Source organism: Cobetia sp. PS-4MA (assembly GCF_057670765.1).
The window spans coordinates 575,086-588,585 of record NZ_CM173107.1 but is presented as its reverse complement, the minus strand read 5'-3'; the positions used below and the strand labels follow the sequence as shown (position 1 = coordinate 588,585).

The following is a 13,500-nucleotide window of genomic DNA, read 5'->3' as shown; positions in this document are numbered from 1 at the left end:
TCTTCTTTTATCGTCAAAAGCCGGTGCACAAGGCACCGGCTCCAGCAAGCTGTGCGCTGCGACAAGGTGTGACACCCTGCCGCAGCTGACGTGCAATCATAACAAGCTAGCGCTCGGCTTTTAAGTGGCGTTTGCCAGCAAAAGCTCACGAATCTTGCCGATGGCACGTGTCGGGTTCAGACCTTTCGGGCAAACCGCGACACAATTCATGATTCCGCGACAGCGGAATACGGAGAACGGGTCGTCCAGTTCGCTCAGACGCTCCTTGGTGGCCGTGTCACGCGAGTCGGCCAGGAAGCGATAGGCCTGCAGCAGACCACTCGGACCGACGAACTTGTCCGGGTTCCACCAGAAGGACGGGCAGGCCGTCGAGCAGCAGGCACACAGGATGCATTCATAGAGACCGTCGAGCTTGTCGCGGTCTTCCGGCGACTGCAGACGCTCGATGGCCGGGGCCGGCGTGTCGTTGAGCAGGTACGGCTGGATGCGCTCGTACTGCTTGTAGAACAGGCTCATGTCGACGACCAGGTCACGCACGACCGGCAGGCCCGGCAACGGACGCAGCACCAGCTTGTTGTCCTTGACGACTTCGGACAGCGCGGTGACACAGGTCAGGCCGTTCTTGCCGTTCATGTTCATGCCGTCGGAACCGCAGACACCTTCGCGGCAGCTGCGACGATAGGCCAGCGAGCTGTCCTGTTCCTTGAGCATTTCCATCACGTTCAACACCATCAGGTCACGGCCCTGGGTGTCGACCTGAAACTCCTGCATGTACGGCGCAGTATCGGTTTCAGGGTTGTAGCGGTATATGGATACCTGAAGCATGGTTTCCCCTCCGGGCAAACGGGTCAGGTGCGTGCGATGCCCTGCACGCACCTGGATCACGGCGAACTCAAGCGAGCGTGAACTCGAGCGAGTGCGAACTGGTGCTTGTCAGACTCAGTAGGTACGAATCTTCGGCTCGAAACGCTCGACGGTCTTCGGCGCGAAGTTCACGTCACGCTTGCCGACACGCTTCTCGTTCGGGAAGAACAGAGAGTGCTTGAGCCAGTTCTCGTCATCACGATCCGGGAAGTCGTAACGGGAGTGGGCACCACGGCTTTCCTTGCGGGTCAGGGCCGCAATGGCGGTGGCTTCCGCCACTTCCATCAGGTTGTCCAGCTCAAGGGCTTCGATACGCGCGGTATTGAAGACCTGGGACTTGTCAGCCAGCCCCGCCTTGGCGATACGCTCACGCAGCTCGGACAGCTGCTTGACGCCTTCTTCCATCTTGTCTTCCTGACGGAAGACGCCGAAGGAGTTCTGCATGATCTGCTGCAGTTCGCGCTTGAGTTCCGGCACGGACTCGCCGCTTTCAGACTCGTTCCAGCGATTCAGACGCACCAGGGCAGAATCGATGTCGCTCTGGGTCGGCTCGAGGTACTCGATGCCTTCGTTGAGCGCGCTCTCGATGTACTTGCCTGCCGCGCGGCCGAAGACAACCAGATCCAGCAGCGAGTTGCCGCCCAGACGGTTGGCACCGTGAACGGAGACGCAGGCCACTTCACCCACGGCATAGAGGCCGTTGACGATGCGGTCGGTGCCGTCTTCGTTCTGCGCGATGGCCTGACCGTGCACGTTGGTGGCGATACCGCCCATCATGTAGTGACAGGTCGGCACGACCGGGATCGGCGCGTTGGTCGGATCGACGTGCGCGAAGGTCTTGGACAGCTCGGAGATACCCGGCAGGCGCTTGTTGAGCACTTCCTCACCGAGGTGATCCAGCTTCAGGAAGACGTGATCGCCATTCTCGCCACAACCACGACCTTCGAGGATCTCCATGACCATGGAGCGCGCGACGACGTCACGGCCCGCGAGGTCCTTGGCATTCGGCGCGTAACGCTCCATGAAGCGCTCGCCGTCCTTGTTGACCAGGTAGCCACCTTCACCACGGCAGCCTTCCGTGACCAGCACGCCCGCACCGTGGATACCGGTCGGGTGGAACTGCCACATTTCCATGTCCTGGACCGGCAGGCCGGCACGCAGTGCCATGCCGATACCGTCACCGGTGTTGATCAGGGCATTGGTGGTGGAGGCGTAGATACGGCCCGCACCACCGGTGGCCAGAACGGTGGCCTTGGACTTGACGACGACGGTCTCGCCAGTCTCGATGCACAGGGCAATCACGCCGACGATGTCGCCGTTGGCATTCTTGACCAGATCGATGGCGTACCACTCGTCGAGGAAGACGGTGCCGTTTTTCAGGTTGGCCTGATACAGCGTATGCAGCAGCGCGTGGCCGGTACGGTCAGCCGCGGCGCACGTACGTGCTGCCTGGCCACCCTTGCCGAAGTCCTTGGACTGGCCACCGAACGGACGCTGATAGATGCGGCCATTGTCGAAGCGAGAGAACGGCAGACCCATGTGCTCCAGCTCGAAGACCGCCTTCGGGCCTTCGGTACACATGTATTCAGCCGCGTCCTGGTCAGCGATGTAATCACCGCCCTTGACGGTGTCATACATGTGCCAGCGCCAATCGTCGTTCGGATCAGCAGAGGCGATGGCACAGGTGATACCGCCCTGGGCAGAGACAGTGTGCGAGCGGGTCGGGAAGACCTTGGACAGCACGGCAGTCTTCTTGCCGGACTGGGACAGTTCGAGACCGGCACGCAGGCCAGCGCCGCCGCCGCCGATGATGATCGCGTCGAATGTCAGGCTACGCATGGTGGACATGTATCAGGCTCCCCACAGGACTTGAACGCCCCAGACCAAGAAGATGAACAACGCAAGGATGACGAAGACCTGGAAACCGAAGCGCAGCGCGGTCGGCTTCATGTAATCGGTCGCCACGGTCCACAGACCGATCCAGGCGTGTGCGGCAATCGCGATGAATGCCATCAGAGAGAAGATGCGCATTGCCGTGTTCTCGAACAGACCACTCCAGGTGGCGTAATCGAGGTTCGGGTGCAGCAGGAGATAGCCGACCATGAACACGGAATAGGCTGCCAGAACCACGGCAGACACACGCTGCAGCACCCAGTCAGACAGACCACTGCGACTGAAATTGGTGATGTTGTTTACCATACCCAGACTCCCGCCAGGACCACGAGAACGGCACTGATCACGACAGTGACCTGCGCCTTGCGATTCGCACTTTCAAGTTCGACACCAATATCCATGTCCATCAGCAGGTGCTTGATACCTGCCACGAAATGGAAACCGAGGGCTGACAGCAGGCCCCAGGCCACGATCTTGGCAAGGAAATTGGTTGCCAGGGTGTCACGCACTGCCTCGAACCCTTCCGGGGAGGACAGCGAGGCATCGAGTGCCCACAACGCGAACACCAGGCCCACGAACAGAATCACGCCGGTAATACGGTGAGTGATTGAAGTAAGGGCAGGGAGAGGGAATTTGATCGTCGTCAGATCGAGATTTACGGGTCGTTTGCTATTCACGGCTCTTACACACTCTCTTGGCCCAACACGGACGCAAGCCCGCAGGGGCGGTGGTTTGAGGAAGGGTCTCGGGCGCAGGCCATCCACGGTACCGAGCCGAATTTCCCGCCAGTCGCGCGACGGAGGATTATAGGGGTTGGCCATTGGCATGACAAATGACACGACGTCGCATAGCCGCAACCACGAATTGCACAAAATGCGGCGATCAGGACGCAACCTGAAGGGCATGGAACGACAAACGTCGGGAAACTGACGCACAGCGCAGCATCGCACGTCTCTACGCCGAGTGGCGAATTGACAATCTTTGGCGGGCTTCTATAGTGGGCGGGATTGATGCAAGCCCGGCATGGCAAGCAAGTCAAAGAGTTACGCGAATAATGAGGAGGTCGGCATGACTGACAAGAAAGCGACACTGACGGTAGACGGTATCGACAAGACCATCGAATTTCCGGTCTATTCCGGCACGCTCGGCCAGGACGTCATCGATGTCCGCGGCCTGACCGCCGAAGGCATGTTCACCTACGACCCGGGCTTCGTCTCCACCGCCGCCTGCGAATCTTCCATCACCTTCATCGATGGCCAGAAAGGCGTCCTGCTGCATCGCGGCTACCCCATCGACCAGCTGGCCAAGAGCTCCAACTATATAGAGCTGTGCTACCTGCTGCTGTTCGGAGAGCTGCCGAACAAGGAAGAGTACGACAAGTTCGCGCAACTGATCGGCAACCACACCATGGTGCACGAGCAGATCGTCAACTTCTTCAAGGGCTTCCGTCGTGATGCCCACCCGATGGCGATCCTGTGTGGCGTCGTCGGTGGCCTGGCCGCCTTCTACCACGACAACCTGAACATCAACAACGAGAAGGAACGCTACGTCAGTGCGGTGCGCCTGATCGCCAAGATGCCGACCCTTGCGGCCATGTGCCACAAGTACAACATCGGCCAGCCGTTCATGTACCCGCGCAATGACCTCTCCTACGGCGAGAACTTCCTGTACATGATGTTCGGCAATCCGTGTGAGGAGTACAAGATCAACCCGGTGTTCGCCAAGGCGATGGACACCATCTTCATGCTCCACGCCGACCACGAGCAGAATGCCTCGACCTCCACCGTGCGTCTGGCAGGCTCCACCGGTGCCAATCCGTTCGCCTGCATCAGCGCCGGCATCGCGGCACTCTGGGGCCCGGCACACGGCGGCGCCAACGAGGCCGTGCTCAACATGCTCGATGAGATCGGTGAGGATTCCGAGGAGAACATCCAACGCTTCATCGACAAGGCCAAGGACAAGGATGACCCGTTCAAGCTGATGGGCTTCGGTCACCGCGTCTATCGCAACTTCGATCCGCGCGCCAAGGTCATGAAGGAGACCTGTGACGAGGTGCTGGAGCAGCTGGGCATGGCCGACGATCCGCAACTCAAGATCGCCAAGCGTCTGGAGCAGATCGCACTGGAAGACGAGTACTTCATCGAGCGCAAGCTGTACCCGAATGTCGACTTCTACTCCGGCATCATCCTCAAGGCGATCGGCATCCCGACCAACATGTTCACGGTCATCTTCGCCATGTCACGCACCATCGGCTGGATCTCCCACTGGAACGAGATGATCGCCGGCGGCCATCGTATCGGCCGCCCGCGCCAGCTCTACACCGGCCACCCGCAGCGCGACTACCCGGCCAAGTAAGCCACGTCGCACCCCGGCAGCCGACCGAAACCGCCTCTCAGGAGGCGGTTTTTTCGTTTCTGACGCCCCTGCCCTGCTCGCCTGCCTCACGCCCCTGTCACCCCTCCTGCACAAGCCATCAGTCATATACAGTCCCTCGCCCCACGCCAGACGTGCTAGCGTAATGTCACGCGGTACCGACACCGCCGTCATGCCCAGCAAGTCCGCCTTTCGCTGATAGATGGCCAGGAGCCCTTCGCATGTCAGAGACACACGCAACGCCACGCATTGCCGCCTTCATCGGACTCGGCGTCATGGGTCACCCCATGGCCGGCCACTTGACACGCGCAGGATGGGAAGTGCGCGTCTACAACCGGACCCGCTCGCGCGCCGAACAGTGGTGCGAGGAGTACGGCGGCACCCATCACGCCACGCCGCGAGAAGCCGCGGAAGGCGCCGAGATCGTGCTGATGTGCGTCGGCAATGATGATGACGTGCGCAGCGTCACCTACGGCGCCGATGGCGTACTGGCCGGACTGTCGGAGGGAGGGCTGCTGGTGGATCACACCACGGCCAGCGCTGATCTGGCGCGAGAGCTGTCCGTGGCGGCGCGCGAGCATTCGGTCGGCTTCGTGGACGCCCCCGTGTCTGGCGGCCAGCAGGGGGCCATCAATGGCGCGCTGACCATCATGTGCGGCGGTGACCCGCAAGATTACGAGCGCGCAGCACCGGTACTGGCGCATTACGGGCGCATGGTGAAGCGTATCGGGGAGACCGGCGCCGGCCAGACCACCAAGATGGTCAACCAGATCTGCATCGCCGGACTGGTTCAGGCGCTCTCCGAGGGACTGCACTTCGCCGAGCAGGCGGGACTGGATCGTGAGGCGGTGATCGAGGTGATCTCCAAGGGTGCAGCGGGCTCGTGGCAGATGGAGAACCGACACGCCACCATGATCCGCGATGAGTACGAGCACGGCTTCGCCGTCGACTGGATGCGCAAGGACCTCGACATCTGTCTGGCGGAGGCACGCCGCATCGAGGCAAGCCTGCCGGTGACGGCGCTGGTCGATCAGTTCTATGCCGACGTCCAGAGCATGGGGGGCGGCCGCTGGGACACCTCCTCGCTGCTCAAGCGCCTGGCCAGATGAGGCGAGCCCTCCCCTCTCGAAGCGGCCTCGCCCGCGTCATCGCGCAGCGAATCGGGCACTGAACGAATGACGTCCTGCTAGCCGTGCAAGCCGCCCGATGAAAAGCGCCGATTCCAGCGTCAGCGAGACGTTGGAATCGGCGCTTTCTTGATGCCGCATTGCAACAACCCTGTCACCGTCACGCTGCGCTGCCTTTTTCCACACTATCTGTGGATAACCTCGTTGATAACCCTTAGACAAGCGCTTCCAACCTGCATGACAGCGGGCTTACCAACAGATTGCACAATTTTTAACCAGCTTATAAGCCATTGATATAAAAGAAAATTTTGGCATGCAAGAGCAAGCGCAGACCGGATGGCCGCACTTCGAGGGGGAGTATGAGGAAAGTTCACGTCCTGGCCGCGCAGTGGACAACACAACAGCGATGTCAAGGGCGACTTGGGGATAACATGCGTTTCGGGCGACACACCGGCTGTGCATAAGCCGAAATCAGAGACAAAAAAAACACACCCCGCAAGGTGTGCTTTTTGTTGACTTCCCGAGGCCATCACAGGCGACTCGAGATGTCAGAAGAGTGGCGTCCCATAGGGGGTTCGAACCCCTGTTACCGCCGTGAAAGGGCGGTGTCCTGGACCACTAGACGAATGGGACGCAGTCGCTTGAGAAACTTGGTGGAGCCTAGCGGGATCGAACCGCTGACCTCAACACTGCCAGTGTTGCGCTCTCCCAGCTGAGCTAAGGCCCCGTCTCTCAAGAACGAGGCGTATATTACTGACCCGCCTCGTAGTCGTCAACTTCTTTTTCACACAATTCCGTCGCGCGCCTCATCAGGGCCACCAGGGCAGTCCGACAGCGCCTTGAGAAGGCTCAGCGCCCTGCTGCAGCGCATACCCCCATGACACACGTTCGCCATGGGGGCCCTTCAGGTATCACTGACACCCTTACAGCTCGCGATATTCCTTCTCGAAGCGCTTGGCAGCCTTTTTGGAGACGCCACCCAGCACTGCCACGGCATGACGCAGACGTGCACGGGTCATGTCGGAACCGAGAATGACCATCGCATCCATCACCGAGGTGGAGGTCGCCGAGCCAGTCACCGCCACGAATACCGGCGCCAGGAAGTCCTTCATCTTGAGTTCGAAGTGCTCGGACAGCAGCTTCACTTCCGCCAGCAGGTGCTCCTTGTCCCAGGTGCTCACGGCCTCGAGCTTCCAGGTCAGGAACTGCATCTGACGCACCAGATCTTCGCCCTGAAGCTTGGCCTTGGCGAAGTCGTCCGGCGTGATGGCCGGCAGTCCGGAGAAGAAGTGCCCCGCCAGCGGAATCGCCTCGGACAGCGTCTCGATGCGCGGCTTCACTTCCGGCAGGATCTGCTTGACGTAGGACTCGTTGAAGGCCCATTGACGCAGCTCGCTCAGCAGCTCGTCCTCGGACAGGTCACGGATGTAGAGACCGTTCAGCCAGCTGAGCTTCTCGACATCGAACACCGGGCCGCCAAGGGAGACGCGCTGGATGTCGAAGTGCTCCTGCATCTCGCTCAGCGTGAACTTCTCGCGCTCGTCCGGCATGGACCAGCCGAGACGCCCGAGATAGTTGATCACGGCTGCCGGCAGATAGCCCATGCGGCGGTAATACAGGATGGACGTCGGGTTCTTGCGCTTGGACAGCTTGGTCTTGTCCGGATTGCGCAGCAGCGGCATGTGGCAAAGCTCCGGCATCTGCCAGCCGAAGTACTCATACAGCAGCTGATGCTTGGGCGCCGAGTTGATCCACTCCTCACCGCGCATCACGTGGGTGATCTCCATCAGGTGATCATCCACCACGTTGGCCAGATGGTAGGTCGGCATGCCATCGGACTTGAGCAGGATCTGCGCATCGACCTGGGCCCAGTCGACCTCGATCTCGCCGCGCAGCATGTCCTTGACCACACAGGTACCGCTTTCCGGTACGTTCATGCGGATGACGAAGGGCGCACCCGCCGCTTCACGACGTGCCACTTCCTCGGCCGGCAGGGCGAGATCGGACGGCTTGAGCGCCATGTGCAGACCTTCGGCCTTGCGGGAGTCGCGCAGCTCATCCAGCTCCTCGCTGGTGCGGAAGCACTTGAAGGCGTGGCCGGCATCGATCAGTTGCTGGCAATGCGCGGCATAGATGTCGCCACGCTCGCTCTGGCGATACGGACCATGGGGGCCGCCGACATCCGGACCTTCCGACCATTCGATGCCCAGCCAGCGCAGCGAGTCGAGAATCATCTGCTCGGACTCACCGGTGGAGCGGGTCTGATCGGTATCCTCGATACGCAGAATGAACTCGCCACCGTGCTGACGAGCGAAGCACTGGTTGAACAGGGCGATATAGGCAGTGCCGACGTGGGGATCACCAGTCGGCGACGGTGCGATACGCGTACGAACGGTCATGTGGAGTCCAGTATTTCAGGGGGAGTGTCAAGAAGGGTGTCGAAAAGCGTCTCGAGATGACGGCCGGGCGCGAGGCGCGACAAGATCTCGAACCAGCCTGGCAAGTGGTGCCCGGCCAACACGCTTCAATTCGGCAGCCTGTACTGGGGGCATATTATACGCAAGGTGAAGATGTGCGACAGTGCGTCACCGTGTGCCAACGCCTCCACGGCGGTAAGCTGACGCCCGATGATCGTCCGCCGTGACGCCTGGTGCCCGCGCCTTCTCACCATCCCCTCTGCCACCACCGGCAGGAGCCAGCATGTCCCGAACCACCGCCTCGTCTGATGTTGCCTCCCCCCTTCACGCCGATGCCTCGTCGCCTGAGTTCGTGCCGCGCCGCTGGCTGGAGACCCTGGCTCGAGCTGGCGGCCACTGGCCGAACATCGCCATCGGCTGCGCCCTGCTCTCGACCCTGGTGCTGCTGGCACAGGCGTGGAGCATCGCGCGCCTCGCCCAGGGCGTGGCGATCGAGCGCGAGTCGCTCATGACACTGTGGCCGGCCATCGCGGTACTCGCCGCCAGCCTCTCGCTGCGAGGCGCGCTTGGCGGGCTGCGCAGCTACGCTGGCACCCGTGCCAGTCAGCAGATTCGTCGCCGCCTGCGAGAGCGTCTATTGCAGCGCTTCGCCGAACTCGGCCCGCTGTGGGTGCATCGCCAGCACCGCGCCAGTCTCGCCAACCGTGTCTGGGACCAGGTCGAGTCGCTGCATGGCTATTACGCCGATTTTCGCCCCCAGACTCGCCTGGCCGGGCTCATCCCGTTGCTGCTGCTGGCGGTCGTCTTTCCGCTCAACTGGGCGGCGGGCCTGATTCTGGCGATCACCGCCCCGCTGGTGCCCATCTTCATGATTCTGGTCGGGATCGCGGCGCGCAAGCGCTCCCGCGAGCAATTCCAGGAGATGGACCGCATGGGACGCCACTTCATGGACCTGCTCACCGGCCTGAAGACGCTCAAGCTGTTCGGCAGCGCCAGACGCGGCGCCCAGGTCGAGGCCGTCAGTCACGCCTTTCGCAAGCGCACCATGCGCGTGCTGCGCCTCGCCTTCCTGTCCTCCACGGTGCTGGAATTCTTTACCGCCGTGTCCATCGCGCTGCTGGCGGTCTATCTCGGCTTTCACTTCCTCGGTCATTTGCAGTTCGGCACCTGGGACGAGGCACCGCTGACGCTGCAGACCGCCCTGTTCATTCTGGTGCTGGCGCCCGAGTTCTATCAGCCGCTGCGCGAGCTGGGCGTGCACTATCACGCCAAGGCCGAGGCCGAAGCGGCCGCGCTCGACCTGGCGCCGATCGTCGGTGCCACCCCCTTCTCCCGTCAGCAGACGGCTGACGACGTGAACACCGCGCCGCCTCGCAGCGCGACCCGCCCCATCACCTTCAGCGCCCTGAGATTGCAGGACGTGAGCGTGCGCCATGCCGGCCAGCTCCCGGACACGCCCCCCGCGCTGGGCCCGCTGTCACTGCAGATCGCCGCCGGTGAACGAATCGCCATCACCGGCTCTTCGGGGGCAGGCAAGTCGACACTGCTCAACCTGCTGCTGGGCTTCGTCGAGGTCGCCGACGGCATGCTGTCTCTGAATGGACATCCCTTGACCCAGGGTCTCCCGGCCGGCACGGCCACCTGGGTGGGCCAGGAAACGGTGGTCCTGTCCGGCACGCTGGCCGACAACCTGCGACTGGCAAAGCCTCAGGCCAGCGACGACGAACTCGAGGCCGCGCTGGCCAAGGCCGACCTGTCCACATGGCACGCCAGCCTGCCCCGCGGACTCGCGACACCGCTTGGCGAGGGCGGTCAGCCACTGTCCGGTGGGCAGGCACGCCGCCTGTCGCTGGCACGCGCCTTCCTGCATGATGCGCCGCTGGTGCTGCTGGACGAACCCACCGCCAGTCTGGATGCCGAGAGCGAGGCGCGCGTGATCCGGGCACTGCAACGCCTCGGCGAAGGCCGCACTCTGCTGCTGCTCACGCATCGTCCCGAACTGCTGCCACTCTGCCAGCGGCTGATCCGTCTCGAAGGCGGCCGCCTGGTGGAAGATCGACACCTGCAGGCCTCCAGCCCGCGAGGTGATGCATGATACCCCCTGACGTCCCCCCGACCGCCCGGCCACCATCGCTTGGCGAACTGAGTCCCTATCTGGCGTTGATGCGTGAGCACCGGGGCTGGCTGGGTGTCGGCGCCCTGCTGGCGCTGATCACCCTGCTGGCAGCCACCGGGCTGCTGGCGCTGTCGGGATGGTTTCTTTCCGCGACTGCCGTAGCCGGCGTGAGCGTCGCGGCCACCCAGGCCTTCAACTTCTTCACTCCCGCAGCTGGCGTGCGCGGACTGGCACTGGCGCGCACCGCCGGACGCTATGGCGAGCGCGTCACCACCCACGAAGGCACGCTGCGCCTGCTGGCCAGCCTGCGTCGTCGTCTGTTCGACGCCATCGAACCCCTCTCCCCCGCCGCTCTGCAGCGTGCCGGGCAGGGCGAGCTGATGACGCGTCTGGGCGCGGATGTCGATGCTCTCGACAGCCTCTATGTGCGCGTGCTGATTCCGTCACTGGTGGCGGTGTGTGCCATCCTCGCCGCCGGTACGCTGATCGGCGTCTTCGCGCCGACATTGGCGCTGATCACCGTGCTGGGGCTGGCGCTGACCGGGGGGCTGGTGCCGTGGCTGGCATGGCATCTTGGCAGCCGCGATGCCATGCGCCATCAGGCCTCCGCCAGTCACCTGCGTGCCCGTCTGCTGGAGCGACTGCAGGGCCTGGGCGAGCTGGTCATCTACGGACGCTGGCAGGCAGAACTTGCCAGCCTGGCGGAGCAACAGGCCGAGCGTGATCGCATCGAGCGCTCCCAGGCGCGTCGTCAGGCGCTAGCCACCTGGCTGAGCCATACCCTGCTGGGGCTGACGCTGGCAGGGGTCGCCCTGCTCGGCGTCATGCAGATGGCGCCCCAGACGCAGACGGCTGTCGGTGACGTGACCGCCCATGCCGGCGAGCTGCTCGACGGCCGCCTGCTGGCGCTGTTTCTGCTGGCGATCCTCGGTGCCTTCGAAGCCCTCGCCCCCCTGCCGCTGGCCTGGCAGGGGCTGGGCCGCTGCCTGTCGGCGGCCGCGCGCCTCAACCAGGTACAGGCCGATACCCCGGCGCCACAGTTTCCGGAGGACTCCGCCGCCGCCACGCCTGTCGGGCATGAACTGGTGATCCATGACCTGAATGTCGCGCATGGCGACACTCAGGTGCTCGAGCAGCTGTCGCTGAGCCTGGCAGCGGGCGAGCATCTGGCCTTGCTTGGCCCCTCCGGCAGCGGCAAGAGCACCCTGCTGGAAGTGCTCAGCCGCTTCCATGCCCCGAATTCCGGCAGCATTCATCTGGGCGGTGTGGCGCTTGAGTCTCTCGACGAGGCCACACTGCGCGCAAGCTTCGCCGTCTGTCCGCAGGACACGCATCTGTTCTGCGCAAGCTACGCTGACAATCTGCGCCTGGCCGCGCCTGAGGCCAGTGATGCGACACTCATCCACATGCTGGAAAGCCTGGGGCTTGGCGAGTGGCTGGCCCGACAGCCGCAGGGGTTGGCTGGCTTCCCGGATGAGGGGGGCCGTTCGCTGTCCGGAGGCCAGCTGCGTCGCTTCGGCGTGGCACGGGCGCTGCTCTCGCCCGCCCCGATCGTGCTGCTCGACGAGCCCTGTGAAGGTCTGGATCGCGAGAGTGCCGAGCGGGTGATCAGCGCGATTCTCACGGCCTGCCGGGGACGCAGCCTGATCATGATCACCCATCAGCCGCTGGGGCTTGAGCGCTTTGCGCGTCTGGCACTGCTGGAAGAAGGGAGACTCAAGGAAGATGCCACGCCGACCACACTGCAGGCCGACTCGCGGCTGGCACGCCTGATGGCGCGCACCACGAATCAAACCTGACTTGAACGCTTTCGCGGGAGGGACGATGACGGAATCCACACTCAAGGATCAACCACTGGCCGCTGACACCTTTGCACGCCTCCCACAGGGCTTCACCGCTCTGGTGACGGGTGCAGGGGGCGGTATCGGACGCGCGATGCTCGAAGAGCTGCTCGCCCACGAACGCTGCGGCCGGGTGCTGGCGGTCAGCCGTGACGTCTCGCGTCTGCCGGCACATCCCGCACTTGCCTCACTGCAGGCTGACCTGACCACCGACGAGGGCATGGCGCGGCTGGCAGACTGGCTCCGCGAGCAACTGGATGACACGGGGCAGGAGGAGAACAAGGAGAAGCACGAGGAGAACGAGCCCAGGCCAGGTCAACCACCGGCACTGATCCTCAACACCATGGGGCTGCTGCATGAGGAAGCCTTTGAGCAGCACGCGGCACTGTGGCCCGAGAAACGTCTCGAGGATCTCGACATGGCCGCGCTGACGCGCCTGCATCAGGTCAATGCCTTCGTCCCGGCCCTGTTGCTGGGGATGCTCGCGCCACGCCTACGCCGGCGCACGCCGCTGATCTTCGCCTCGCTCTCGGCGCGGGTCGGCTCGATCAGCGACAACCGCAGTGGCGGCTGGTATGCCTACCGTGCCAGCAAGGCCAGTCACAACATGCTGCTGAAGACCGCCGCCATCGAGATCGCGCGCCGCAATCCCGAGGCTGTGTTGGTCGCGCTGCATCCGGGCACCACCGATACCGGGCTTTCGGCCCCCTTTCAGGCGCGGGTCCCCGAGCACAAGCTGTTCACGCCAGGCTACGTGGCGCGTCGCCTGCTGCGGGTGGCGGGTGAGCTGTCGCCAGAGGACAGCGGCGGCTTCCGTGACTGGGCCGGCGAGCCGATCGACTGGTGACGGAAGCTGCGGGGGCGAGAGA

10 protein-coding genes and 2 tRNA genes are annotated in these 13,500 nt (G+C 63.3%); 5 read left to right on the top strand and 7 right to left on the bottom strand.

What is annotated here, in order from left to right; genetic code table 11:
- Window positions 1-120: 120 nt before the first annotated feature.
- From AC26AR_RS02555 to sdhC, 4 genes are all read right to left on the bottom strand, one after another.
- The gene (locus AC26AR_RS02555) at window positions 121-825 is read right to left on the bottom strand and encodes a succinate dehydrogenase iron-sulfur subunit (RefSeq protein ID WP_077379223.1); all 705 of its coding nucleotides are present in this window, start codon (window positions 823-825) and stop codon (window positions 121-123) included.
- A gap of 114 nt (window positions 826-939) precedes the next feature.
- A complete protein-coding gene (gene sdhA, locus AC26AR_RS02550) occupies window positions 940-2,712 on the bottom strand; it encodes a succinate dehydrogenase flavoprotein subunit (RefSeq protein WP_077379221.1) in 1,773 nt (590 codons plus the stop codon).
- A gap of 3 nt (window positions 2,713-2,715) precedes the next feature.
- Window positions 2,716-3,063 (bottom strand): succinate dehydrogenase, hydrophobic membrane anchor protein, encoded by a 348-nt coding sequence (gene sdhD / locus AC26AR_RS02545; RefSeq protein ID WP_077379219.1) that lies wholly within the window; start codon window positions 3,061-3,063, stop codon window positions 2,716-2,718.
- On the bottom strand, window positions 3,057-3,434 hold the full coding sequence (gene sdhC, locus AC26AR_RS02540) for a succinate dehydrogenase, cytochrome b556 subunit (protein ID WP_043333108.1): 378 nt from the start codon (window positions 3,432-3,434) through the stop codon (window positions 3,057-3,059). The genes sdhD and sdhC overlap by 7 nt, the downstream gene beginning before the upstream one ends.
- Window positions 3,435-3,825: 391 nt before the next feature.
- On the opposite strand from sdhC, the gene gltA reads away from it, so the two are divergent.
- The gene (gene gltA, locus AC26AR_RS02535; RefSeq protein ID WP_077379217.1) at window positions 3,826-5,112 is read left to right on the top strand and encodes a citrate synthase; all 1,287 of its coding nucleotides are present in this window, start codon (window positions 3,826-3,828) and stop codon (window positions 5,110-5,112) included.
- A gap of 239 nt (window positions 5,113-5,351) precedes the next feature.
- Complete coding sequence (locus AC26AR_RS02530; protein WP_077379215.1) at window positions 5,352-6,239, top strand: NAD(P)-dependent oxidoreductase; 888 nt, start codon at window positions 5,352-5,354, stop codon at window positions 6,237-6,239.
- A 575-nt stretch (window positions 6,240-6,814) separates the two neighbouring features.
- Here the strand turns inward: AC26AR_RS02530 and AC26AR_RS02525 are convergent.
- The 3 genes from AC26AR_RS02525 to gltX form a co-directional block, all read right to left on the bottom strand.
- Window positions 6,815-6,890, bottom strand: a tRNA-Glu gene (locus tag AC26AR_RS02525).
- Window positions 6,891-6,908: 18 nt separating this feature from the next.
- Window positions 6,909-6,984, bottom strand: a tRNA-Ala gene (locus AC26AR_RS02520).
- A 196-nt stretch (window positions 6,985-7,180) separates the two neighbouring features.
- Window positions 7,181-8,656 carry a glutamate--tRNA ligase gene (gltX, locus tag AC26AR_RS02515; RefSeq protein WP_077379213.1) on the bottom strand — a complete coding sequence of 492 codons (1,476 nt, stop codon included), beginning with the start codon at window positions 8,654-8,656 and terminating at the stop codon, window positions 7,181-7,183.
- 301 nt (window positions 8,657-8,957) lie between these two features.
- Between gltX and cydD the strand changes: the two genes are divergently transcribed.
- The 3 genes from cydD to AC26AR_RS02500 are packed head-to-tail and all read left to right on the top strand — an operon-like array spanning window position 8,958 to window position 13,478.
- Window positions 8,958-10,769, top strand: a complete 1,812-nt coding sequence (gene cydD / locus AC26AR_RS02510; protein ID WP_488107504.1) for a thiol reductant ABC exporter subunit CydD — start codon at window positions 8,958-8,960, stop codon at window positions 10,767-10,769.
- The gene (cydC, locus tag AC26AR_RS02505; protein ID WP_488107503.1) at window positions 10,766-12,589 is read left to right on the top strand and encodes a thiol reductant ABC exporter subunit CydC; all 1,824 of its coding nucleotides are present in this window, start codon (window positions 10,766-10,768) and stop codon (window positions 12,587-12,589) included. Before cydD ends, cydC begins: the two co-directional genes overlap by 4 nt.
- A gap of 25 nt (window positions 12,590-12,614) precedes the next feature.
- Window positions 12,615-13,478, top strand: coding sequence for a Rossmann-fold NAD(P)-binding domain-containing protein (locus AC26AR_RS02500; protein WP_176503033.1), 864 nt, complete (start codon window positions 12,615-12,617; stop codon window positions 13,476-13,478).
- Window positions 13,479-13,500: the final 22 nt, after the last annotated feature.

Coding starts and splice junctions, on each gene's coding strand:
- AC26AR_RS02530 (WP_077379215.1), top strand. CDS start 5,352: ATGTCAGAGACACACGCAACGCCACGCATTGCCGCCTTCATCGGACTC.
- gltA (WP_077379217.1), top strand. CDS start 3,826: ATGACTGACAAGAAAGCGACACTGACGGTAGACGGTATCGACAAGACC.
- cydD (WP_488107504.1), top strand. CDS start 8,958: ATGTCCCGAACCACCGCCTCGTCTGATGTTGCCTCCCCCCTTCACGCC.
- sdhD (WP_077379219.1), bottom strand. CDS start 3,063: ATGGTAAACAACATCACCAATTTCAGTCGCAGTGGTCTGTCTGACTGG.
- AC26AR_RS02500 (WP_176503033.1), top strand. CDS start 12,615: ATGACGGAATCCACACTCAAGGATCAACCACTGGCCGCTGACACCTTT.
- cydC (WP_488107503.1), top strand. CDS start 10,766: ATGATACCCCCTGACGTCCCCCCGACCGCCCGGCCACCATCGCTTGGC.
- AC26AR_RS02555 (WP_077379223.1), bottom strand. CDS start 825: ATGCTTCAGGTATCCATATACCGCTACAACCCTGAAACCGATACTGCG.
- sdhA (WP_077379221.1), bottom strand. CDS start 2,712: ATGTCCACCATGCGTAGCCTGACATTCGACGCGATCATCATCGGCGGC.
- gltX (WP_077379213.1), bottom strand. CDS start 8,656: ATGACCGTTCGTACGCGTATCGCACCGTCGCCGACTGGTGATCCCCAC.